We start from the raw sequence: 23,496 nt of genomic DNA on the forward strand, positions 1-23,496 counted from the left end.
CTCAGCCGACCAGTTGGATCGAAACGTCAGGAAAGCTGATGTAGTGGGTACCATCATCGAAGCTGGTACCCACCGAGAGTATGAAGGGCTGCCCCAGCGCCAGCCCTTGCAGAAAGGGCCTGGACAGAATCACCAGTAGCTCGCCAGCCTGGTACTCGTCCTCCGTCACCGGCTCGTCGTCATCCCAGCGCAGCAGCTCCTGTACCTGTTGGCCGGCAGCGGTCACGCCTTGCACAGACACCCTGACGAGCTGCCGGACCGCCATGTACGGCCAGGCACTCAAGGCCAGCAGGGCTCCCGCTTCGGGGACCTGCGCGAGCGATAACGGCCTGGATTGCGCCGGGCTGCGCACCTGGATGGCAGGCCAGCCCGAGGTCATGCCACAGATCTTCAGGTCGAACACACTGGACTGCGCAGGCTCCTGCCCGGCGGGCGTCACCCGGTAGAACACGTCCAGACGCTGCCCCATGTTGGCGGGTATCGCCGCTGGCGGTACGAAGAACCGCCGGGGCGTGCCGATCATGGGTTCGGTCACCACCACGCTGCCCGTACTGCCATGCCCCTGCCAATGCATCTCCAGGTCATCGTCGGGTCCGACCTGAGCATCGTCTGGTACCCGGATGAACACCCCCCCGGTGATATTGATCGCAAACAGGTAGCCTCTTGGCACACCATCGACCGGGTCCTCGGGCTCAGCGCCCTCGACCACCGGCGATGGCAGGTCGAGTGGCTTGCGTATCATCACGGCCAGCGGCTCGCCGCTACCGGAGGCGCCCCCCCGAGCGTATTGCCAACTGAACGTCACTGGCTTGCCGTTGTTGGAAACCAGCCAGGAATGCCCGACCCTGAAGGCCAGCAAGCCGCTGTCCACCACAGAGGCGTCGACCCGCACCGACCGGTCCAGCGCCTCGCTCCCGGAGGCATGCAGCAGCACATCATCGCCAGGTTGCATACCGATATAGGGTTCGACCAACAGGGTAATGCCGTCTGGGTATCGCTCCGGGTCGAGAGAGCCACCGCCGAACCCCTCGATGGTGACAGCCGGTAGCCGCGCGATGGCCTTGGACACGACGTCAAGACGCTGCATCGGCCCCTGGGTCGGGATGGTGGGCGTGGCATAGTCGATCTGGTAACGGGCTTCCAGATAACCGTCCTCGATCACTTCCAGCTCATTGCGCGGCACCGACCAGGTCAGGGGTAGCCTCAGCTCCGCCGCCGTCAAGGTCTTTTTCAGCACCAGATCGTCGAAGGGATCGTTTTCGCCAAAGTACAGCGCCAGGGTCAGGGTGACCTGATCACCGACCGACATCGCGACATAGGGCGGCACCACCACCGTGGCCGAGTTGCCGGTGATCCATTCGAGGACCACCTGCAGGTCATGAGACTCACGGAACTGGGGTACGCCGAGCCCCGGTAGTCCTGCCGGCCGGTCACGCTGGCCAACGTAGAAGAACCGGCGCAGCGACTCTTCGCCCGGCTGCCCCGGCTGCACCAGGTCGGCGATGAAGTACGAGTAGAACACCCAACCCTGGTCCAGCTCGTGCAACAGCGCATTGGGTATGTGGTAGGCGAAGCCTTCAGGCTCCAGCCCCACTACCGGCGTAGAGGACATCAACAGGTCACGGACACTGCCATCGGCACCGCAGCCGCGCCAGTTGGGAAAGATCTCGTCCCCCTCGGCAATGCCGGGGTAATCGATCCAGGTCAGCAGGTCATCACTGCCCAATTGGTCCAGATCGATCCAGTTTTCCGGTTGCAGGTCGGGCACCTTGGGGGCGGGCAATGCCATGTTGGTCTCCTTGCTCAGGTCGATGCCTTCAATGGCAACGGCCGTTCTGTTCACTGGCGCCTTTTTTACCCTTGCCCCTGGCCGCAGCACAGCTGGCAGCGCTGCTAGGTCCGCGGCTCGGCACAGGCTGTTAGGGTCTGAACACAATCCCCCCTGCCTGGACCGCGCCAGTCGTCATGCCACTCAGCCAGGCGTCAGACCCCACAGCGAGGCTCAGAGGATGACCGCTTCCACTTCAGTGCACTCCAATGCACTCAACTTCATGGGTTACATGAAAAACGGCGTCGACCCGCGGACCGGGCAATACACCCTGTCGATCGACCTGCCGACACTGGCCGCCAACGAGCTGCGCGGCCCGGACCTGCCACTGACCCTGGCTTACAACCCGCTCAATACTCTGGACAGCGGCTTCGGCCTGGGCTGGAACCTGCAACTTTCGCAGTACCAGCTGAGCAACCAGGTGATCGCCGTGAGCGGCGGCGAGAGTTTCAAGGTCACCGGCACCGGCGACAACGGCCGGCTGCTGATGAAAGAACAGAAGATCGAGGGGTTTCGTCTCTACGACCTGGGCAACGAGCGTTACCGGCTGACGCACAAATCCGGGCTGGTGGAAATGCTCGAGGTTCGCGGTGCGAGTCATTCACGCGCGGCTGTACCGGTTCAAGTGCTGTCTCCTGCCGGCCATGCCATTGCTCTGGACTACGACACCTTCAACGGCCACGCCCTGTTGAAGACCATTACCGACACGTGCGGCGAAACGCTGCTGAGCATCATCCGCCGCAGCCATGAAGTCGAAATTCTCCTGCGCCCCTACGCAGGCCCGGACGGCGCGCTGGCGCGCTTCGTCATGACCCTGGAAGGCAGCGACTATCATGTCGCGCGGATCAGCCTGCCCACCGAGGACCCCGCCTCGTGGCGCCTGAACTACAGCGAGATCAACGGCCAGCTGCGCCTGAGCACGGTCCATACCCCCACCGGAGCCCAGGAAGACATCTACTACCGCGACGCCGGGCATGCCTTTCCGGCCCAGAGCGGGCGGGCGCCCCTGCCCCGCGTGACCCGCCATGTGATTCACCCGGGCCGTGGCCAGCCCGAAATGGACGTGCGCTACACCTACAACAGCAACCAGCACAATTTCCTGGGTGCCGGGCTGCCCATCGCCTGGCTGGACGATGGCCTGGACAACCTCTATCGCTACAACCAGCCCTACCAATACCAGACCACCGAGACCCTGCACGTCGCCGGGCAGCCGGTGCGCGCCATCCAGCGCACCTTCAACCGTTTCCACCTGCTCACCGAAGAAGTCACCACCCAGGGCAATACCCGCAAGACGCTGACCACTACCTACCATGACCGCGACGGCCTGCCCTTCGATCAACAGCCCCGCCAGTGCCAACTGCCCAGCGAGGTCAAGACCAGCTGGAGCCTGACCGACGATGCCACACGCATCCGCAGCGAGCGCCTGCTCAGCCGCTTCGACGACCACGGCAACGTGGTTTACCAGCAACAGGCCAATGGCATCGCCGAGAGCCTGGAATGGTATCCGGCCGATGGTTCCGAAGACGGCTGCCCGGCGGACCCGGAGGGTTTCGTACGGCACCTCAAAAGCAGGACCCGCCATCCGGCACCTGGCCAAGGGGATGCGCCGCAGACCTGCACACGCCACCGCTACCTGAGCCTGGCGGCCCTGGATGACAGCGGCCAACCCGACTGGATAGCGCCGCAAAGTGAAACACTGGTGCAGTGGCGGGACGACGGAACCCCGGAGGTCGAACTCCAGCACAGCGCATTCGAATACCTGCACCTTCCCCAGGACGCCTTCGCCCACGTTCGCAGGCATCGGGAAAGCGTGACGCTCAACGGCCTGACGACCGTGACCGAACATGCCTGGAGCAAACCGGACGACCCGCCCTCCGGGCAGCCGGTGGTCGAAGTGAGCGACACCACGATCGGCTTCGACGACGCCCGCCGCACCGTATTGCGCCAGGACGCGCTGTACAGCGGACAAACCCTGCTGACCCGGATCGATGACGTGGAGTGCCACTACCGCTACGACGCGCTCGACCGATTGGTGCAGGAGACCCTATCCCCCGGCACGGCCTTCGAAGCGGCCCGGCACTACAGCTATGTATTGAGCGACAGGCCCGGCATCCTCGCCGAACAGACGGTCGTCGACGCCCGCCAGGTGACTACCCGCACCCTGCTCGACGGTGTGGGCCGGGCCGTTGAAGAACAGCGCGACCACCTCGATGAGCACGATCCGTGGGCCACCCTGACCCTCTATGAAGCCCGCTATGACGCCTGGAACCGTATCAGCGAGGAGGTTCACCATGACCAGCTGGAAGGCCAGCTTCTCACGCTTGCCCAGCGCTACGAATACGACATCTGGGGCGAGCAGCGCTGCGTGGTCGGTCCTGATGGGGTCGCCCAGCATCGCCAGACCGACCCCATCGGCACCCCGGAGTCCGCTGGCCCCATCGTGCGCAGCTGGACTCAGGCAGCGGGCGACGATGGCGCGATCAGCGGCCTGAGCGAGACCTGGATGAACCTGTTCGACAAACCCACGCGAGAAGCCCGCCTGGACGCAAAGGGTCTTGAAGTCAGCCATCTGGGCTACGCCTACGACGGGCTGGGCCGTTGTATCGAATCGACCGACGAGTACGGCGAACGGACCGTTTACGCCTACGACGCCTGGTCGCGCCTGACTGAGAACACCTTGCCTGACAACAGCGTGATCATTCGCCATTACGCGCCCCATAGCAGCGAGGCACTGGCCACCGCGATCGAAGTTCGCGACGCCGCCGGTGCGATCACTCTGATGGGCGAACAGGGCTTCGACGGGCTTTCGCGCCTGAGCCACGTCAGCGTCGGGCAGCGCACCGAGCACTTCAGCTATCAGGGCGGACATCTGCAGGTGCAGCAGCGCACCACCGGGGCCGGCGCCCAGATGGACTATCAATACAACCTGCAACTGACCGACACCCCCACCACCGTGACGGTGGCTACGGCGAACGACACGGCCAGCTTCGACTATGACCCGGTGAGTGCGCGCCTGACCTCCGCCGGCAACGCCTTGGGCTGCCGCCGCTATGGCTACGACGAGCACAATCGCTTGCTCAGCCAGGATTGGATCGACGCCCAGGGTCGCGAATGGCAGACCCTGTATGAACAGTCCTGGCAAGAGCGCCTGATCAAGACCACCGAACCGGCCGCCGACGGCGGCGCAGGCCTGGCAACCCGGCGGACCTATGACCAGGCCGGGAAGCTCAAGACCCTGGAACAGGGCAAGCTGCGCGGCACCTTCGACTACGACGCCCTCGGCCGCCCACGGACGATCACCAGCCATGACCAAGGCAGCGGCAACCAGGTGCAGACACTGATCGACTACGACGACCAGGGCCGCGAAACCCTCCGCACCCTCAGCCCGGCCGGCCAGCCCGAGCAGATCATCGAGCAGCGCTGGCGCCTCGACGGGCTGCTGGAGAACCGTCACTGGCAGCAGGCAGGCAGCACGCTGCTCAACGAAGACTTCGAGTACGACGCACGCGGGCGCCTGAGCAAGCACCTGTGCAGCGGCACCCTGCTGCCCCGCGATGAACTGGGCCGAAGCATCACCAGCCAGTTGTTCATCTTCGATGCGCTGGACAACATCACCACCCTGCTGAGCCGTTTCGACGATGGCCAGAGCGAACGCGCACGCTTCACCTATGACCCCGCCTCACCCTGCCAGTTGACCGGCGTCAGCTACACGCCGGCCAGGGTCAGCGGCAACCTGAGCTTCAGCTACGACGCCGATGGCAACCAGCTCAACGACGAACAGGGGCGACAACTGGCTTACGACCCCCTGAGCCGCCTGCAACGGGTCAGCGATAGCGCAGGCCAGGCGCTGGGCGAGTATCGCTATGACAGCCACGATCAGTTGGTCAATACCCAGCAGGCCGGCCAGGCCGAGTCCCTGCATTTCTACGAAGGCGACAGGATCAGCAGCCAGGTGCAAAACGGCGTGCAGACCCACTGGCTGCAAGCAGCCGCGGGCGAGCAACCCCTGGGCCAGCAGCAACCCGGCAATGACCGGCAGACGCTACTGCTCTGCGATGCCAACCACAGCGTACGCGGCGCCGCGACACCCGACTCCCTGCGTCAGGCCGTGTACAGCGCCTACGGTCAGCGCTCCAGCGAGCAACCGCTCGGCGCAGCCCTGGGCTTCAACGGCGAGCCGCTCGACGAAGCCAGCGGCTGGTACCTGCTGGGCAAGGGCTACCGGGCCTACAACCCGGCGCTGATGCGCTTCCACAGCCCGGACAGCCTCAGCCCGTTCGAGGCTGGCGGGCTGAACCCCTACACCTATTGTCTGGGCAACCCCATCGCCCTGCGCGACCCCACCGGTCATGCTGCGATCGGCTTCAGTGGGCGGCTGCGGACCAACCATGAGAACGAGAGCTGGGGGGGCAGTGGCGGTAGCGGCGGTAGCATCCTGGGTTGGGTGTTCGTGGCGCTGGGCGTGATCGGCACCGTAGCCGCCGTGGCGGCGGCTATCGCCACCTATGGCTTACTGACACCGGTCGCCGTTGGCGCGGCGGAAGGCACGGCGGCGGCGACGGCGGCAGCCGCCGGTGCCACAGCGGCCACTTCTGCGGCGGCTGGCGGCGCCGCCAGCGCAGGCGGCGTTTCGCTTTCCGGCGCCGTCGCCTTCGGCGCGCTCTCGACCTCTGCCGCTCTGAGCGCCGGTTCCACCGTCGCCAGCGCCATCGGGACGGCAACGGGTGACGAACAGGCCAATCAATGGGCGCAATACCTGGGAATCGGCGCGGCCGTGACCGGTCTCGTCGGTGGCGCGGCCTATTCGATGGCCGCCAGTGCAGCCAAGGCCGCCAGGGCCGCTGGGCAGGCGTCTGCGGCCATCGGCAGGGGATCGGTCAGTACCGGCATGGCGTCAGTCGCAAGAAATAGCCTGGATGACATCGATTTCACTCTGTTCCAGCCTCGATCCGCTTTGCCTACTCCCCGGACGACGCTTACAACTGCTTCCCAACCCGCCCGATACAGCGCCAGCGGCCCCAGCGGGTTAGCCCGCAATGGGGGAACGCTGATACCGGACATGCCTAGGGGGGCGCCGCATGTTTACCTGCCCAGGATTACCGTGCGCAACTTGTACCCTGTTCGCGGGATGACGGTGCATCGTTAGAACGATAGAGCAAGGGACTTGGCGAAGTCGCCAGGTCCCTTGCTCGCCATCGCTACGTCATTGGACCTTAGTCCGTCGCACTCATATGAAAATGCGTCGATAAGTTACATTCAATAACGCAGAAAATTCTTACAGAAACCGCTGTAAGACAGGACCTGCCGTCCTCTATCCGTTCAAGGCATCTGTGCTTAGCATGCCGCCCCGTCATGACGAAGCATAAAACTTCACCCTTAACTCCATAATTATTTGTTTGGGCCATTAGTGAGCCGCCGAACGATAAGGACATTTACGTGAAACAGACTTTCCTCGCACTTTCCCTGGGCGTTTTATCGGCACTGGCCGGCACTTCGGCCATGGCCACTACCGGCACTATCAACTTCGAAGGCAAGATCACCAGCAGCACCTGCCCGATCGAGGTGGTCAACCCCGGTGACGGTTCGGTGGGCAACCTGGTGAAGATGGGCAGTATAGAAGCTTCGCGCTTCACCGCCGTGGGCCAGGAATACAGCGGCAAAAGCTTCGCCCTGCGTCTCACCGACGACGGCAACTGCGGCCTGACCGGCACCGACGACGTCGCCACCGTGACCTTCAATGGCAGCGCGGACACGAGCGGCCAGTATTTCGCGGTGACCCCACCACAGACGGTGCCAAGGGCGTAGCCATCGTCATCAAGGACAAGACCGGCAGCGTCGTGGCCCCTGGTGCCGAATCGGCCCCCTATGACCTGATCCAGAACGGCAGCACCGACATGGTCTTCAACGCCTACTACCGCTCGCTGGCCGCCACGGTCAGCGCCGGTGCCGCCTCCGCCGACGTGCAGTTCGTCGTCGCCGTCAACTGATAATCCCGTGCCCGCCGCCTGGCTGCCTCCCCCGCGTGGCAGCCAGGCCACGCCCGACACCTCGGTGTCGGGCCTGAGGAAGACACCCATGCCAGGCTTTTTCAAACCCGCTACCGTGCTGCAAGGCGCCTGCCTTGCCATGGCGCTGGCGTTCGCACCGGCCAGCCAGGCCGCCCTGACCCTCAGCACCACCCGTGTCGTCTTCGACGGCGAACGCCGCAGCGCGTCGTTGATCGTCAGCAATCCCAGCAACCGGCCGTTCGCCGTGCAGACCTGGGTCAACACCGCCGCCGATGATGCGGTCACACCGGTGCCTTTCATGCCCTCGCCGGCGCTGTTTCGCCTCGACCCGGGCAAGGAGCAGCAAGTGCAGATCAACGGCCTGCCCCATGACCTGCCAGGCGATCACGAGTCGCTGTTCTACTTCAACGTGCAGGAAATTCCCCAGGCCAGCGGCGACCAGGGCAACCTGCTGAACATCGCCCTGCGCACCCGTATCAAGCTGTTCTATCGGCCCGCCGGATTGCGCGACAACCCGGTCAAGCGCCTGCCAGAGCTGCGCTGGTCTGTCGAGCAGCAGGCCGGCAAAACCCTGCTGGTAGCCCACAACCCTACGCCTTTTCATGTGTCGTTCTCGCGCCTGGAAGTCAGCCAGGGCCAGCAAAACGAACGCGTGAAGAACCCTCGAATGCTGGCGCCACTGCACAGCCAGTCTTACCCGTTGGGCACCCTGAGGCCCGCTGCGGGCCTGAAGGTCACCTGGTCGGCCATCAACGACTATGGCGGGCAGACCAGCCCATTGAGCCAGGACGTTCACGTCTCCCCCTGACGCGGTAACCGCCGCGCTTCACACGCAGGACTCTTCATCATGAAGCTTTTACCCGGATGCGGGCACAGGCGCGTACCCGCGTGCCTGCCTGTCGTTCATCCATTCATTCTGGGCAGCAGCGCGCTGCTGCTGGCGACACCCTGCAGCGCCGCGCCGCCCACCGTCGAGTTCCAGTCGTCGTTCATGCGTCAGGCACCTGGCCAGGCCCATGACGCAGGCCTGCAGGCCCTGCAGGCGCTGGCGGCAGGCCAGGACCTGGCGCCGGGCGACTACAAGGTGCAGATCTCCATCAACCGTCGCTACTTCGGCATCCGCGAACTGCGTTTCGATCTCGACCCCAGCGACCAATCGTTGCGCCCCTGCCTGTCCGCCGAACTGCTGGAACAGCTGGGCGTACGGTTGCAAGGCCTGGAACCGCCAGCACTCCAGGGTTGCGTGGACCTGCCCAAGCTGTTGCCGGGCGCCACACTGGACTTCGATACCCGGCAGCTGCAACTGGCCGTGTCGGTGCCCCAGATCGCCATGCGCCGCAGCGCCATCGGCGAAGTCGACCCGGCCTTGTGGGACCACGGCATCAACGCCGCCTTCGTCAACTATCAGGTCTCCGCCCAGCAAAGCAGCCACCGGCAGACTGGCCAGCGCAACTCGGACGACCTGTACTTGAATGCCGGCCTCAACCTCGGTGCCTGGCGCCTGCGCAGCAACCACTCGATGCGTCACGACGAACAGGGGCGTCGGGACTGGACCCGGGCCTACACCTACCTGCAGCGCGACCTACCGGGCACCCGGGCGACCATGACCCTGGGCGAGACCTTCACCGGCGGCGAGGTGTTCCGCAGCGTACCGATCCGTGGCCTGCTGATACGCTCGGACCTGGAGATGCTTTCCGACAGCCTGCAAGGCTACGCGCCGGTGATTCGCGGCGTGGCGCAGAGCCGCGCCAAACTGGAGGTGCTGCAGAACGGCTACCCCATCTACTCCACCTACGTGAGCGCCGGCCCGTACGCGATCGATGACTTGACCACCGCCGGCAGCGGCGAACTGGAAATCGTACTCACTGAAGAAGATGGCCAGGTACGCCGCTTCACCCAGCCCTACTCGACCATCAACAACCTGCTGCGCGAAGGGGTATGGCAGTACAGCGGCGCGATTGGCCGTTACCACACGCTCTACGACAGCGAAACGCCGCTGCTCTGGCAAGGCACGCTGAGCGTCGGCCTGGGCTGGAACGCCACGCTCTATGGCGGGTTGCTGGCCAGCGACGGCTACCGTGCAACCGCCCTGGGGCTGGCCAGGGACCTGGGGGCCCTGGGCGGGGCGGCCTTCGACGTGACGCGTTCCGAGGCGGATATCCTCACCGCAGACACCCGCGCCATGCAGGGGCTCAGCTATGCATTGAAGTACGGTAAGGCGTTCACCAGCGGCACCCATCTGCGTTTTGCCGGCTACCGCTACTCCACCGAGGGCTACCGCGACTTCGACGAAGCCATCAGCCAGCGCAGCACTCGCACCCGCTGGCGGGGTAGCCGCCGTAGCCGCCTGGAAGCCTCCGTACACCAGAAGATCGGCAACCACAGCAGCCTGAGCCTGACCTTTTCGCACCAGGACTACTGGGGCAGCGACCATGAGCAACGCCAGTACCAGCTCAATTTCAGCACCCGCCACGCCAACGTGACCTACAACCTGCATGCCTCGCAGTCACTGAGCAACGCGCGCAACAGGGCCGACCGCCAGCTCGGGCTGAGCATCTCGATGCCGCTGGACTGGAAGCACGCGAGCAACGCCACCTTCGACCTGCTGCATCAGGGCGACCGCCAGAGCCAACGGGTGAGCCTGGGCGGCAGCCTGGACCGCAACCGCCTGAGCTACCGGGTAGGCGTGAACCACGAATCCGAGCAGGGCCAGGTCGGCAGCCTGTCGGTGGGCTATCAGGCCCCCTTTGCCAGTGTCGGCGCAGGGGTCGCGCAAGGTCACGATTACCGCAGCGTCTCGCTCAACGCCAGCGGCGCCGTGCTGCTGCACGCTGGCGGTGTCGAGCTGGGCACCAGCCTGGGCGAAACCAATGCCCTGGTCGAGGTGCCGGGGATCGAAGGCGTCGGCGTGCAGAACGCCATCGGTGCACGCACCAGCCAGCACGGCTATGCCCTGGTGCCTTACCTGCGGCCCTACCGCTTCAATGCCGTGACGCTGGAAACCGACGACCTGGGCCCGGAAGTCGAAATCGACAACGGTACCACCCAGGTCGTGCCCAGCCGCGGTGCGGTGGTCAAGGCGCGCTTCGCCGCCCGCAAGGTCAGCCGCCTGATGCTCACCGCGCGCAGCGTGGACGGTCGTCCATTGCCCTTCGGAGCCCAGGTGACCGACCGCCATGGCGAGGTGCTGGGGACCGTGGGCCAGGCCGGCCAGGTGTTGCTGGCCACCCGGCCTGAAGCCCAGACGCTGCAGGTCAGCTGGGGCGAGAGCAGCGCCCCGCAGTGCCGGCTGTCCATCGACCCGTCGACCATGCCACAGCGCCAGGGCTACCGAATGCAGGAGGTCACGTGCGACTGACCCGCCGGCCTCCTTCCCACCCGCCGTCATCCGGAAACGACACCATGACCCCCTTCCGTCCTCGCGCCTTGCCCTGGCTGGCCGCCGCGGTCTGCCTGCAGGCCAGCTCGGCACTGGCCGACAACTATTGCTACTGGCAAATGCCCGCCGGGCCAACCATGCTCTCCTTCGTGCAGAATATCGGGACCCTGTACGTGCCCCGCGACGCACCGGTCGGCACCGTGATCGGCCAGCCCCTGCGCCCCGCGTTCATCCAGCACCCCGGCCCGCACCGGCCCATGTGTTTCTACAAGGACATGAACGGCGGCAATCTGTGGTTCCATGCCCAGGCGTCGGTGCCCATCCATCCGTCACCCTTGCCACCGATCGGCGGCGAGGACACCACGGGCAAGATTCTGCAAACGTCCATCCCTGGCGTCGGCGCGATGATCAGGCTGGGTACCCCCCACCACAGCACCCTGGCCATCAATGCCTTCGTAGCCGATGACGGACGCCCGTTCGTGCCCTTCACGGGCACCCGCCGACCGCACCGCAACCCACTCGAACTCGACATCGAGCTGTACTACATTCGCCCCACGGTGACCCTGGTCAAGACCGGCACGATCCCGACCGGGCCGAACACGCTGACCGGCAGCGAACTGTTTGGCGGCTATGTGCAGGACCTGGGCAAAGTGTTCCAGTACGGAATGACGGGCACGGTGATCCAGGCGCAGTGCAGTGTCAGCGCCAACCCGGTCAGCGCCGACCCGGTGATGCTCGGGGAATGGGACAGTGCGGACTTCACCGGGCCTGGCCACACCACCCCGGTGGTGCCGTTCAGCATCAACCTGAGCAATTGTGAAACCGACCCTGGCGGCCCCGTCACCACCGCGCACCTGCGCCTCGACGGCCTCAACGGCTCGCAGCCGGTGGGCCCGACCAGCAATGGCGTGTTCAGCCTGACCACCGACTCTGGCGCACAAGGCGTGGGCATCCAGATTCTCAAGGCCGATGGCATCACCCCCATGGAACTGGCTACCGAGGTGCCGATGACCACGCTCACCCCCGGTGACATGGCGCTGCACTTCAATGCCCGCTTCTACCAGACCGAAGCCAGCCGGGACGTAAGGCCCGGCCTGGCCAAGGGTGCGCTGAGTTTCACCCTCACTTACCAGTGAGGCCACGGCCTGCCGGTGCGACCCGGCAGGCCGTCAGGCGCGCAGCGTCGCATTGGCGGTGCCAAAAGCCTGCCAAGTCGTCCCGTTGTCAAAGCTCACCGAAGCCTTGATCTCCAGCGGGCTGCCAACCTTGAAACGCCGCAGTTCCGTGCTGGACAGCTTGCCGGCGGGAAACACCTCGACCGCTGCGTCGACCGGCTGCCTCACCAAGACCTCGATGCTGAGCATCTGCCCGGCTTGATCCAGCCCATTGACCTGGAGGTTGACGAGCTGCCCGCTGGCCATGAACGACCAGCGCTGCAGCGAGAAATGCGCCTGGCCACCGCTGGCATCCACGGCCGCGATACTGATCTCGCCAGCGCGGATGGCGTCGCACTGCACCGTCGGCAGGCCATTCAGGCCGCCAACCTTGAGGTTGGATTCGCTCGAAGCCTGCGGGTCGTCCACACCTGCTTCGACCACCTCGTAATACACAGGCACGTTGGTGTGGCCGATATGTGGCGAAACATGCGCGACAGGCACCCGATACTCGCGCGAGCCAGGCGCGGTCTCGGTGTCGCCGCGCCAACTGCCCAATTCGCCGGGCTGCGCCCACTGCATGAACACCTGATCGGTCTCGTAGAGCACGGCATCGGGGGGAATCACCAGCGTCACACCGTTGATCCCATTGAGCGGGTCAAGGAGCCAATTGCTGCCGCTGCCGGCCGCTTCCTTGATTCGCGGGGCGGGAAGTCTACGCGGTGGCTTGTGCGCGGCAACCATCAGGGCTGTGGCTTGAGCCTGCCGGCTGGCGTTGCCGGCGCGATCCTCGATCTTGTAGCTGGCGTAGCGCTGGCCATCGCCACGATCACGAATCAGCTGGCCCTCGAACACCACCTTGATAGGCTGGCCGATGTCGTTGCGGGTCAGGGTGCAGCAACCGGCCAGATCAGCCGAGGTAGCCCCTGCCCCCCAGTACCAGCTCAGCACATCACCGGGGGCGGCTACCTGATACGCAGGGAGCGTGCTCTGCAAGCGGTCGTCATGGCCAAGCAGGTACTGCCAGTCGACGGTCGCCGTATCGAACACCAGGCGCTCGTTGACATTGAGCACCGGCGGGGTCAGGTCGATGGTCACGGGCGTCCTGCCCGACTGCGCCACACTGCCGCTGGGCTGGGTCAGCTCGTACCAGACCTGATGCTCGCCCTGCACCAGATGGAGCACCGGCACGGTGAAGTAGCGATCCTGGTCAGGTATGGCATCGGGATGATCGTCGCTGTGCCATTCGCGCTGCTCGACCAGCTGAGTGGTGACACCGGAGGTCCAGAACAACTTGAGGAGGGTCTTCTGCCCCGGAATGGGCAAGTGTTCCCACGCCGGTACTTCGACCGGCAATGGGACATAGGTCGCGGCGGTTGGCAACAGGTGGGTCTGGTCCCACTGGGGGTCGTCGGGCAGCAAGCCCTCGACCACGGGACCGGGCAGCTCGCGGGGTTGTATCGCAGGGGCGTTGCTCATGCTGGACTCTCCCTGAACAGGGTGTCGAGCGCCAGGCTCGACACCGGTGGTCTGGGTCCATTTAACTCAACGCCCGCCGGGGGCGACACTGGTAGAACTGAGCGGCCCGCGATGAGCGCCGCCGCTTGGCGGTGCGAACCCGCTACCAGTTGTAACGAGCACCCAGGCTGGCCCCCCAAGGCTGTTCGATTCGCTCGCCGTGGCTGAAGGCGAAGTCGGCGTAGACCTGCCAGGTGCCGGACAACGAGGCCGCCGCGCCGAAACCCAGTTCGCCGCGTGACCCGGACAGGTCGTTGTTGAAACGGTTGTCGTTGACCCGCACCTGGTTGCCATCGGCGAACTCGTGAACCCACGCCGCTCTGACATAAGGCTGCAGCACCCGCCCCTGACCCAGGTCGAAGTTGCGCCCGGCGGTTGCCCCTAGCTTGCCTAGCAGGGAACGGGTCTGTTCGCCCTCGGCGTGCATGCCGTTATCCAGGCGATAGTCCTTGCTGCCCATGACCAGACCCGACAGTTGGGCGAAGGGTTCGAGAAAATAACCGTTATCCAACTTCAGGTGCCGACCCAGTTCCAGCGAGGCGCCCAGGCCGTTATTGCTGTAGTCGCCGTTGCTCCGTTGCCCATCGCTCAGGGCCACCTCGGCCTTGTTACGCATGCGGTTGAACTTCAGTACGCCATCGAAATACCAGCCACTGGCCTCGTCCAGCCAGGTGGCATAGGCACCGGCGTAGTAGCTGTCGACCTTGCCGTTGGTTGCCCGTCCCAGGTCGAGGTCGGAGTGGCTGTAGCCGGCCATCACCCCGGCCAACCACTGCCCGTCGCCGTAGGCCAGCGGCGTATCGACGCCCAGGCTCAGGCCCTGCATCGACTGGCGATAGCCAAGGCCGGCGCTGTGCTCGACGTCGTAGCGGCTGCCATAGCCACGCATCCAGCCGCCGGCATTGCCAGGATTCAGACGCAGCTCGCCCATCCGCGTGCGCAGGCTGGCCAGTTCGCCATACCAGACCGTCGGCGCGGCATTGAACAAGGCCAGGACGGTTCGAGTGCCCGGGCTGATGGTTTTGGATTCGGTGTCCAGATACCAGTCGTTGTCGCCGCGCTTGACCAGGTCGTACGACCAGGTGCCGAGATCCACCGGCCCCCCCAGCAAGCTGAACTGCGCGTCCCCACCACCGATATGCACCATGTGCAGGCTGGCTTCGCCCGAGAGATCCTGGCCACTGGCAGTGACTGCCAACTGGTGGCTGCCGCTGGCGTTGCCGGTGACCTCGAGGAAATCGTGCAGGCCGTCGGTGAAGTCGGCCTTCATGGCGAAGGTGCCATTGCCGGAGAGCTGGCCCACCGAGAGCGTATAGAAGGACCGCGGCTGGCCCTGTTCGCCGAAACGCACCGTGCCGTTGTCCAGGCTCAGATTGGCCACCTGACCATCACCCGCCATGATCCATTGCGCCTGGCTGTTGACCGTCAGGCGCTCGACATTCTTGAGGTTACCGGTGAGGCTGGCGTTGTTCTGCAGCGTCAAGTGAGCCACGGCGCCTGGCTCGGCCACGACATCCCCGCGCAACTGGCTGTTGTCTACGCTCATGTCGGCCTGTGCAGTGCCGATCACTTCCAGCAGCACCCCATTGGCGCCCTTCAGGGTGGAACCGTTGTTGACCAGGATCTCGGCCGTCCTGTCGGGCAGCCCGTAGTCACCCACCAGAATGGCTGAGCCGTGGGTGCCTTCTACGCTGGAGCCGTCGAGGATCAGCCGGTTGGGGGATGCCAGGTCGCTGCCGGGGTTGATGCCCACGCCAACGCCACCGCTGACCGTGGTGTTCTGCAGGCGGGCCTGGCCATTGCCCATTTGCAGGCCCTGGGTGCCACCGCTGATCTGGCTGTCACGTGCGCTGAAGTCGGCCCCGGTTCCCACCTGAACGCCGATGACACCCCCTTCGATGCGGCTGCCCTGCACGCTGGCCGTCGAACCACCGGGAATCCCGGCGATGCTGCCCAGGCTCAGACCCAGCGTAGCGCCGTAAATACGGCTGCCAGTCACGTTCGCGTTAGCGTTACGCAGCTGTACGCCAGTGCCGTCGGCGGAAGCGACATCGGAGCCCTCCAGCACCAGGCCGCTGGTGGGATCAACGACGATCGCCAGGGTGCTGGCCCCCTGGGCCGTCAAGGTGGCGCCGTTGATGACGCGATAATCCTGAACAGGGTCGCTTTGAGTGATGGTTCTATCGGCGGGAACAAACTCGGCACGTACCTGGTGCCCGATCAACAGCAAAGGCAACAATGCAACGGGTCTTAGCCTGTAAAGCGGACGATACAAGTTGCCAGGCAAGTCATACATACGGGCGTCTCCAGCCACTCAACGAAAGGGCGGCAAGACTAAGAAGATGCCCTTTCATTATCCATAAGACTATTCAACATTTCCCGTAGGAATCCTCCTACAACAACCTGGCAACTTGAAGTGCATTTCATCGGCTGCGCTTTTTATATAACGTTCAGGGTATTTCCGGGATCGCAGTCAGATCGCAAGTTTGTCCCGGCGCATCCAGATCCTGCAAGCCAACGATCTTCAATTCGAACTTCGACTCCTCCTCTTTGTTATTAACGGTCAACTTGTAAGTCACTTTGGCATAGCCCCAGCCATTGGCGGTGTCTGTATGCGCGGGCAGGATGTAATCGGCGTAGGGCTGCACGAACCATGGCAGGCCGTTGGTCTCGGCACCTGCAGGAATGGTCAGGGTCGCGGCCAGTTCGCTGCCCGACACCTCGGTGGTCTGATCGGCCTCCAACAGCACCCAACGCAGTTTGGCCGACTCGCCCGGCACCAGATAGGCGGATGCCGGCACCGCGACCCGATAGCCGATGGCAGCGTCTGCCGCGCGCTTGCGCAAGGACTGGCAGTTCAGCAACAGGTTGCCGCTGCCTGGGTCAGACAGGTCCGGGAAGGTCGGCGCTGGCAGCTCCACCGGCACAGCCTCGACCTGCACCAGAGTTTCCTTCGAGCGCTGCTCATTGACAAAGTCCGCATGGCTGATGCTGTAGAACACCGGCACTACGCCCGATTGACCGGCCTCGATTTCACTCCACAGTACGTTGAATTCGACAAGGTCGCCTGCTGTCTCGCTGCCGTCGAGAGTACGCGAATCAGCCAGTGGCACACCGTTCCAGTACACCGTGATGACCTCTCCCGCGCCAGGGGGATCGTAGAGCGTGAGGCTGGCCGTGGCGTTCTTGCCGGCATCGGCTGGCGTCAGGTGGTTGGGCGTGCCCGAGTCGCCGGTCACCACCAGCGGTGGCAGCCTCCCGTTGATCGGGTCAGGCTCATCCGGGTTGACCGGACCGGGATAGGCCAGGTTCACATCGACCGTGATGCCGTCACCAGCAGGTAACGGAAACGGCGTGGTGCCACGCCTGACCAGGTAAGTCACCGGCACCGACTGGGTGTCTGGGGCGTTGGTGTATTCGTCACGCAGGTGCGCCCAGCTTAACGGGACAACCACCGGAAACGGCGGAAAGCCCTCGCCCACTCGCTTGGGTGTCAACAGCGCACTACCCCAGCGCACGATCACATCATCATCCGGATGGTAGGCGTCAAAGGCGGGAATCTCCACGGTCACCCCAAGGCGGGCATCGGCCAGGTCGATCAGCCCATCGCTGGCCAGGGGCACCACCGGCGAGCGCAGATTGACGGGTAATGGCCCCCTGGCCACCTGGACAGTCTGCACACGCGAGGGGCGGCTGCGGTTGCCGGCCTTGTCGAACAGTTCATAGGCCACGTAATGATCGCCCGACGCGAAGCGCTCGATCAGTGCGCGCCCGATGAACACCCGGTTATCGAGCGCAAGCAACTGAACGATATCAGGCACGATGGGCTGGTCGGCCGGCGGTACGGTATCGGACCAGACCACAGCCACCTTGACGAACTCACGCTTGTCTTCGACGAAGTCCGGCACGCTCAGCCAAATGCCGCCGTCCGCGTCCAGCTGCGTATCGACAACCGGTGGGATCGGCACCACGGCCGGGGGATCCTCGGCGCCGTAAGGTGGGGTACGGTCCAGGGTGACCGGCTGGTCAGGGGAGTAGTCGAACTGCCCGGAGTTCCAGCTGCGTACGCCATAACGAAACTGGAAAGTACCTTCCCGGCCATTGAAGTAGCGTGGATCGATACTTTGCAGCAGAGGAAAGGCCTCACTGATGGGGTGGGTGAATTGCTGGCTCCATAGAGGCGAATAGACGGGGTCATCGGGCAGCCGCCACTCCAGAACCAGCTCATCGCTAAGGCCGGGAGGTGGATTGTTGATTCGCCAGTCCGGGACCTTGACCTTGATAGGCGCCGACAACGCCGAAACCGGCAACAGTCCGTCTGCGTCACCGGCAATCGCATCGGGAAATTCCGCCAGCGCCAAGTCATTTCTAGCGCCTTGACGCTCGGCCCGCTGCCGGATGTAAGCCTGTCTTGCCTGGTCCGCATTCTGCTTGCGGTTCGGGTCCATGGCGGAGTCCTCCCTGTCTGTGCCATTGGATTCACGGCTGACCGGCGAGCCGGCACCGCGCTGTACGCCAGTTAACCGCCCAGGCCTGCGCCCGGCCACTGCCAGACTTGCCAGCTTGACAAGCCGACCAGGCCCGACCGGCAGCGCACCGGGCAATTTGTGTCAAACCTGATACATTGGCGACATGCCCACGACATTCACCGCCCGCAAGCTTGCGCAGCGCTTACTGGCGATATGACAGCCAGCGACTCGTTCACGATTCGCCGCCCGCCCTGGCGGCCCCTCAGGCAACAAAGGCCCATGCAAGCATTCACCGACAGCCCCGCCGACGACTCGACCCCAGAACAACGCTGGATCACCCGCGCCTTGATCGTCGATGACGACGTGGCGATCCGTGAACTGCTCTGCGATTACCTGGCGCGCTTCAATATCCAGGCGCGTGGCGTAACCGACGGCGTGCAGATGCGCCAGGCCCTGGCCGAGGGCAACTTCGACGTGGTGGTGCTCGACCTCATGCTGCCCGGCGAGGACGGCCTGTCGCTGTGCCGCTGGCTGCGCAGCACCTCGGACGTGCCGATCCTGATGCTCACCGCGCGCTGCGAGCCCACCGACCGCATCATCGGCCTGGAACTGGGCGCCGATGACTACATGGCCAAGCCCTTCGAGCCTCGCGAACTGGTCGCACGCATCCAGACCGTGCTGCGCCGGGTACGCGACGACCGCAGCGACCAACGCACCACCATCCGCTTCGATGCCTGGCGGCTGAACAGCGTGCTGCGCCAGCTGATCGCCCCGGATGGCCTGGTGGTGCCGCTGTCCAACGCCGAATTCCGCCTGCTGCGGGTGTTCCTCGAGCGCCCGCATCGAGTGCTCAGCCGCGAACAGTTGCTCGACGCCGCCCGCGGACGCTCCATCGAGGCCTTCGACCGCAGCATCGACCTGCTGGTCTCGCGCCTGCGCCAGAAGCTCGGCGACGACCCGAAGAATCCGCAACTGATCAAGACCGTGCGCGGCGAAGGCTACCTGTTCGATGCACGGGAGCTGGCGTGATCCGCGCCGCCGACACCCTCTTCGCACGGCTGTTCGGCGGGGCGCTGGCGGCCATCGTGCTGGCCCACCTGTTGGCCTTTGCCTGGTTCACCTACTACGGACAGCAGCCACCCCCTCGCCACGAGCCGCCGCCCCATTTCCAGGCTCAAGAAGCGCACGGGCCGCCGTTTGACCACCGGCCGCCGGCCCCAGGCGAACGCCCCAGGCCGCCGCTGCTCGGGGGGCCGATCGTGCCGCTGGTCTTCCAGTTGATCACCCTGGTCGTCGCCGCCTGGTACGGCGCCAAGGCGCTGGCCAACCCGGTGCAGCGTCTCAGCGAAGCCGCCGAGAGACTCTCGGAGAACCTCGACAGCCCGCCGCTGACCATCACCGGTCCGCGCGAAGCCCGCCAGGCCGCACAGACCTTCAACCTGATGCAGCAGAAGATCCGCGATCAGTTGCAGCAGCGCGGGCGCATGCTCGCGGCTGTTTCCCACGACCTGCGCACTCCGTTGGCACGCCTGAAGCTGCGCGTCGAACAGATCGACGATACCCGCTTGCACGACCAGATGAGCCAGGACCTCAACGACATGATCGGCATGATCGACGCGACCCTGAGCTACTTCAACCAGAACCGCCAGAGCGAGGCCATGCAGCAGTTCGACGTGCAGGCCCTGATCGAGTCGCTCGCCGAAAACGCCCAGGACAACGGCGACGACGTGACCTACCAGGGGATCTGCCGCCCGCTCAAGACCCAGCCCATGGCCCTGCGTTCCTGCCTGCACAACCTGATCGACAATGCCTTGCGCTACGCCGGCAGCGCCCATGTGGACATTCTGGAAGAGGCTGAACAGGTGCGTATCGCGGTGATCGATCATGGGCCTGGTATCACCGCGCACTTCCACGAGGCGGTGTTCGAGCCCTTCTACCGCCTGGAAGGCTCGCGCAATCGCAACTCGGGAGGGGTCGGCATGGGCATGACCATCGCCCGCGACGCGGCACGACGGATGGGCGGCGACCTGAAACTCGCTGAAACGCCAGGCGGCGGCCTGACCGCGATCCTGCACTTGCCCCGGGCCTGATGTAACACCGCCGATACACAGGCCACATCCCGGCGACAACTGAACCGCTGAAGCTGGCAGCGCCGATGGAAAACCGTCGGCGTCCAACCCTTCAGGGAGTCAGCCCGATGATCAATGGAATCAGTAGCGGTTATTCCAGCTATACCAGCAGCAGCACCCTCGCCAGCACTCAGAGCAAGCGCTTCCAGGAAACGCTGTTGAGCAAACTGGATGCCGATGAAGATGGCAGTGTCAGCCAGGAAGAGCTCAGCTCTGCACTGAGCAGCGACAGCAAGGACGGTATCACCGTCAGCCTGAGCCAGGCGTTCAGTTCGCTGGACAGCGACGATGACGATAACCTGAGCGCCGAGGAACTCGCCGCCTTCGCCCCACCGGCGCCACCGAAGGAAGGCTTCGACGCCTCGGCGCTGGCTGAAGGTCTGCTGGGTGCGCTGGACAGCGATAGCGACGGCGCGATCAGCAGCGACGAGCTGACCACCGGCCTGAGCGCCGCCGGCAGCAGCGCGGACAGCAGTAAAGTGTTCGATGCGCTGGACACCAATAAGGATGGCAGTGTCAGCATCGAAGAACTCACTGCTGCACTGCAGCCGCAGCAACCGCCTGGCGGCATGCCACCTGCCACTCCACAAGGCCAGGCAAGCAGCAACTTGGACAGCGAAGGCCTGTTCAGTGCCCTGGACACTGACGATGAAAGCAGCGCCAGCGAGTTGAGCCAGGCTGATAACACTCAGACCAGCAACGCCAACCCGATGAGCGCACAAGCCCTGAACCGGATGATCGCCGCCCTGGGCGAGCGCTATGACACCGAGGGTTCGCAGAAGGCCGGCCGCTACCTGAATACCGCGGCCTGAGCCGCGGCATTCGAAGCTTGCCTTCCCCCTGTAGAAGCGGCTTTAGCCGCGAAAGCGCCAGGAAATTCACCGCAACTGCTGTGAACATCAGGAGCTTCGCGGCTGAAGCCGCTCCTACTGAAAGCCTAAAGAAGCTCAGACGCGAGACGGACGCCGTGCCTCCTCCACCCAGTTGGTCAGCAGGCTGTAGGCCACCGCCAGCAAGGTCGGGCCGATGAACAGGCCAATGAAGCCGAAGGCCAGCAGGCCACCAAACACTCCGAGCAGCACGATGACCAGTGGCAGGTTGCCGCCGCGGCTGATCAGGTAAGGCTTGAGCACGTTGTCCACGCCACTGATGACGAACGTCCCCCACAGGCCCATAAACACCGCCATGCCGTACTCGCCCTGCCAGACCAGCCAGGCGGTGGCGGGAATCCACACCAGCGGCGGCCCCATGGGGATCAGGCTGAACAGGAAAGTCAGAATGCCCAGTACCAGCGCACCGGGAATGCCGGCGATGAGAAAGCCGATCAGCGCCAGCAGCGCTTGGGCCGCTGCGGTACCGATCACCCCATTGACGACCCGCTGTACCGTGCCGGCCACCAGGTCGAGGTATTCCTGGGCACGATCGCCGATCAAGCGCTCCAGCAGGCGCAGTACGAAGGCTGCCAGGCGCGGCCCGTCGCGGTAGAAGAAGAACGCGAAGACAATGCTCAGGCTCAGTTCGAGAATGCCGCCGCCAATCTGCGCGCTGCGCGCCAGCAGCCAGTTGCCGACCTGGCCCAGGTAAGGCTTGACCGCCGCCATCATCGCCGCGCCCTGCTCGTCGATGGTGTTCCAGAAACCCACCAGGCGCTCACCCACCAGCGGCAGACCGGCCAGCCACGCGGGCGGGTCCGGCAGGCCGTCGACCTGCACGTCACGAATGAAATTGGTGGCATCACGAACGTGATCGGCGAGGTTGAAACCCAACCACACCAAGGGGGCGGCCACCAGGATCAGCCAGCCCAGGCACATCAGCGTCGCCGCCACGCTTTCCCGGCCCCGGCACAAGCGGGTCAACAGGCGCATCAGCGGCCAACTGGCGAAGGCCAGCACCGCGCCCCAGACCAGTGCCGACCAGAACGGCGCCATCACCCAGAAGCACGCCCCCAGCAAGGCCAGCAGCAGAATCTGCACCAGCAGACGGTCGTTATTGAGCATCAAGGCACCCGTTTACGAGTAGGGAAAGACTGAAGGCCCGAGCATAGCGGGCCGGCAGTATCGCCGTCTGCACTGACGTGCGGTCGAGGCAGGTTCAGGGGCAAGGCTAGCGGATTACCTCAAGGCGCAGGCCAGGCTTCTGTGCCTCGGCCACTTCGAGGCGAGCGGCACGCACGCCCTTGGCGATCAGGGCCTCGCGCCAGGCCTCGGCGTGAGCGCCCGCAAGCGTGACCCGCAACGAGCTGTCGAGGTTGAGTCCGCGGGCCAGGGCCATCACCCAGTTATCCTGCGGATCGCCCTTGAGCCGCGCCAGTTCCAGACTGCCGCTGCTACGCAGTTGGCGCATCAGGGTCGCGGCGGTCGGCAGCAGGTCACCCAGCGGTGCCTGCGCGGCCAGCTGCTCGACATGCAGGTAAGCCCGCCGGTTGCCACGGGTGATGGCGTATAACGCGACCAAGGTGTCCTGCTCAGGCTCGGCCAGGCGCAGCAGCAGATAAGCTTGGCGCTCGTCGGCGCCATACAGCCGCGCGTTGCCGAATACCTGATTGGCCCACAGGCTGCTTTCACCACAGTCGCGGGCCTGGCACCAGAACAGCAATTCGGCACTGCGTGCCTGCAGCGCCTGGCGAGCGGCCTCGAACGCATCATTGGAGGTGTGGCCGGGAGGCAGTTCGTAGGTCACCGACTGCAGTTGCCCGCGTGCCAGAACCTGGCCGTCGTAGCGCACCTGCCCGCTGATCTTGCGGATCGAACCCAACGGATAGGTACGCTCCTGCTCGGCCGGTGCGCGGTAGTCGACGATCTCGGTATCCAGGGGCCGGGGCACGATATCCAGGTCGCGGCTGCCGGCAACGTCAACGGCCTGCAGCGTGGTCGGCAGCGACAGGCACAAAGGCAGAAGAAAGGCGCTGAACCTGCGCACTGCGCTCTTCATGGGCAGGCCCGCACAAGAGCGATATGGAGGCGGAGGGTCGGCGAAGCGGGTTGGTCCATCATGTCTGGCTCCTTTGCAAA

Annotated in this window: 13 protein-coding genes and 1 pseudogene; 8 read left to right on the forward strand and 6 right to left on the reverse strand. The window is 64.8% G+C overall.

Going from position 1 to position 23,496, the window contains the following annotated elements:
- Position 1: 1 nt before the first annotated feature.
- Positions 2-1,789 (reverse strand): hypothetical protein, encoded by a 1,788-nt coding sequence (locus tag RRX38_RS06185; protein ID WP_315961940.1) that lies wholly within the window; start codon positions 1,787-1,789, stop codon positions 2-4.
- 220 nt (positions 1,790-2,009) lie between these two features.
- On the opposite strand from RRX38_RS06185, the gene RRX38_RS06190 reads away from it, so the two are divergent.
- From RRX38_RS06190 to RRX38_RS06210, 5 genes and pseudogenes are all read left to right on the forward strand, one after another.
- Positions 2,010-6,974, forward strand: a complete 4,965-nt coding sequence (locus RRX38_RS06190; protein ID WP_315961941.1) for an RHS repeat-associated core domain-containing protein — start codon at positions 2,010-2,012, stop codon at positions 6,972-6,974.
- A gap of 290 nt (positions 6,975-7,264) precedes the next feature.
- Positions 7,265-7,815: pseudogene (locus RRX38_RS06195) on the forward strand (fimbrial protein).
- Positions 7,816-7,903: 88 nt separating this feature from the next.
- On the forward strand, positions 7,904-8,644 hold the full coding sequence (locus tag RRX38_RS06200; RefSeq protein ID WP_295470454.1) for a molecular chaperone: 741 nt from the start codon (positions 7,904-7,906) through the stop codon (positions 8,642-8,644).
- A 39-nt stretch (positions 8,645-8,683) separates the two neighbouring features.
- Complete coding sequence (locus tag RRX38_RS06205; protein WP_315961942.1) at positions 8,684-11,194, forward strand: fimbria/pilus outer membrane usher protein; 2,511 nt, start codon at positions 8,684-8,686, stop codon at positions 11,192-11,194.
- Positions 11,195-11,238: 44 nt separating this feature from the next.
- On the forward strand, positions 11,239-12,351 hold the full coding sequence (locus RRX38_RS06210) for a fimbrial protein (protein ID WP_295470450.1): 1,113 nt from the start codon (positions 11,239-11,241) through the stop codon (positions 12,349-12,351).
- Between the two features lie 33 nt (positions 12,352-12,384).
- Here the strand turns inward: RRX38_RS06210 and RRX38_RS06215 are convergent, their stop codons facing one another.
- The 3 genes from RRX38_RS06215 to RRX38_RS06225 form a co-directional block, all read right to left on the reverse strand.
- Positions 12,385-13,848 carry a hypothetical protein gene (locus tag RRX38_RS06215; protein ID WP_315961943.1) on the reverse strand — a complete coding sequence of 488 codons (1,464 nt, stop codon included), beginning with the start codon at positions 13,846-13,848 and terminating at the stop codon, positions 12,385-12,387.
- A gap of 142 nt (positions 13,849-13,990) precedes the next feature.
- Positions 13,991-16,183: an autotransporter outer membrane beta-barrel domain-containing protein gene (locus RRX38_RS06220; protein WP_315961944.1), complete on the reverse strand. Its 2,193-nt coding sequence runs from the start codon at positions 16,181-16,183 to the stop codon at positions 13,991-13,993.
- 154 nt (positions 16,184-16,337) lie between these two features.
- Positions 16,338-18,335: a hypothetical protein gene (locus RRX38_RS06225; RefSeq protein ID WP_315961945.1), complete on the reverse strand. Its 1,998-nt coding sequence runs from the start codon at positions 18,333-18,335 to the stop codon at positions 16,338-16,340.
- A 300-nt stretch (positions 18,336-18,635) separates the two neighbouring features.
- Between RRX38_RS06225 and RRX38_RS06230 the strand changes: the two genes are divergently transcribed.
- From RRX38_RS06230 to xopAW, 3 genes are all read left to right on the forward strand, one after another.
- Entirely contained in the window at positions 18,636-19,385 is a 750-nt protein-coding gene (locus tag RRX38_RS06230) for a response regulator (protein WP_295470444.1), read from the forward strand.
- A complete protein-coding gene (locus tag RRX38_RS06235) occupies positions 19,382-20,446 on the forward strand; it encodes a HAMP domain-containing sensor histidine kinase (protein ID WP_315961946.1) in 1,065 nt (354 codons plus the stop codon). Before RRX38_RS06230 ends, RRX38_RS06235 begins: the two co-directional genes overlap by 4 nt.
- A gap of 107 nt (positions 20,447-20,553) precedes the next feature.
- The gene (gene xopAW / locus RRX38_RS06240) at positions 20,554-21,297 is read left to right on the forward strand and encodes a XopAW family type III secretion system calcium-binding effector (RefSeq protein ID WP_315961947.1); all 744 of its coding nucleotides are present in this window, start codon (positions 20,554-20,556) and stop codon (positions 21,295-21,297) included.
- A gap of 135 nt (positions 21,298-21,432) precedes the next feature.
- Here xopAW and RRX38_RS06245 read toward each other — a convergent pair whose 3' ends face one another.
- Together RRX38_RS06245 and RRX38_RS06250 are read right to left on the reverse strand one after the other, a co-directional pair.
- On the reverse strand, positions 21,433-22,482 hold the full coding sequence (locus RRX38_RS06245) for an AI-2E family transporter (protein ID WP_315961948.1): 1,050 nt from the start codon (positions 22,480-22,482) through the stop codon (positions 21,433-21,435).
- Positions 22,483-22,588: 106 nt separating this feature from the next.
- Positions 22,589-23,416, reverse strand: a complete 828-nt coding sequence (locus tag RRX38_RS06250) for a DUF4892 domain-containing protein (protein WP_315961949.1) — start codon at positions 23,414-23,416, stop codon at positions 22,589-22,591.
- Between the last annotated feature and the right edge of the window lie 80 nt (positions 23,417-23,496).

Origin of the sequence: Pseudomonas sp. DTU_2021_1001937_2_SI_NGA_ILE_001, assembly GCF_032463525.1 — a bacterium.
GTDB lineage: Bacteria > Pseudomonadota > Gammaproteobacteria > Pseudomonadales > Pseudomonadaceae > Aquipseudomonas.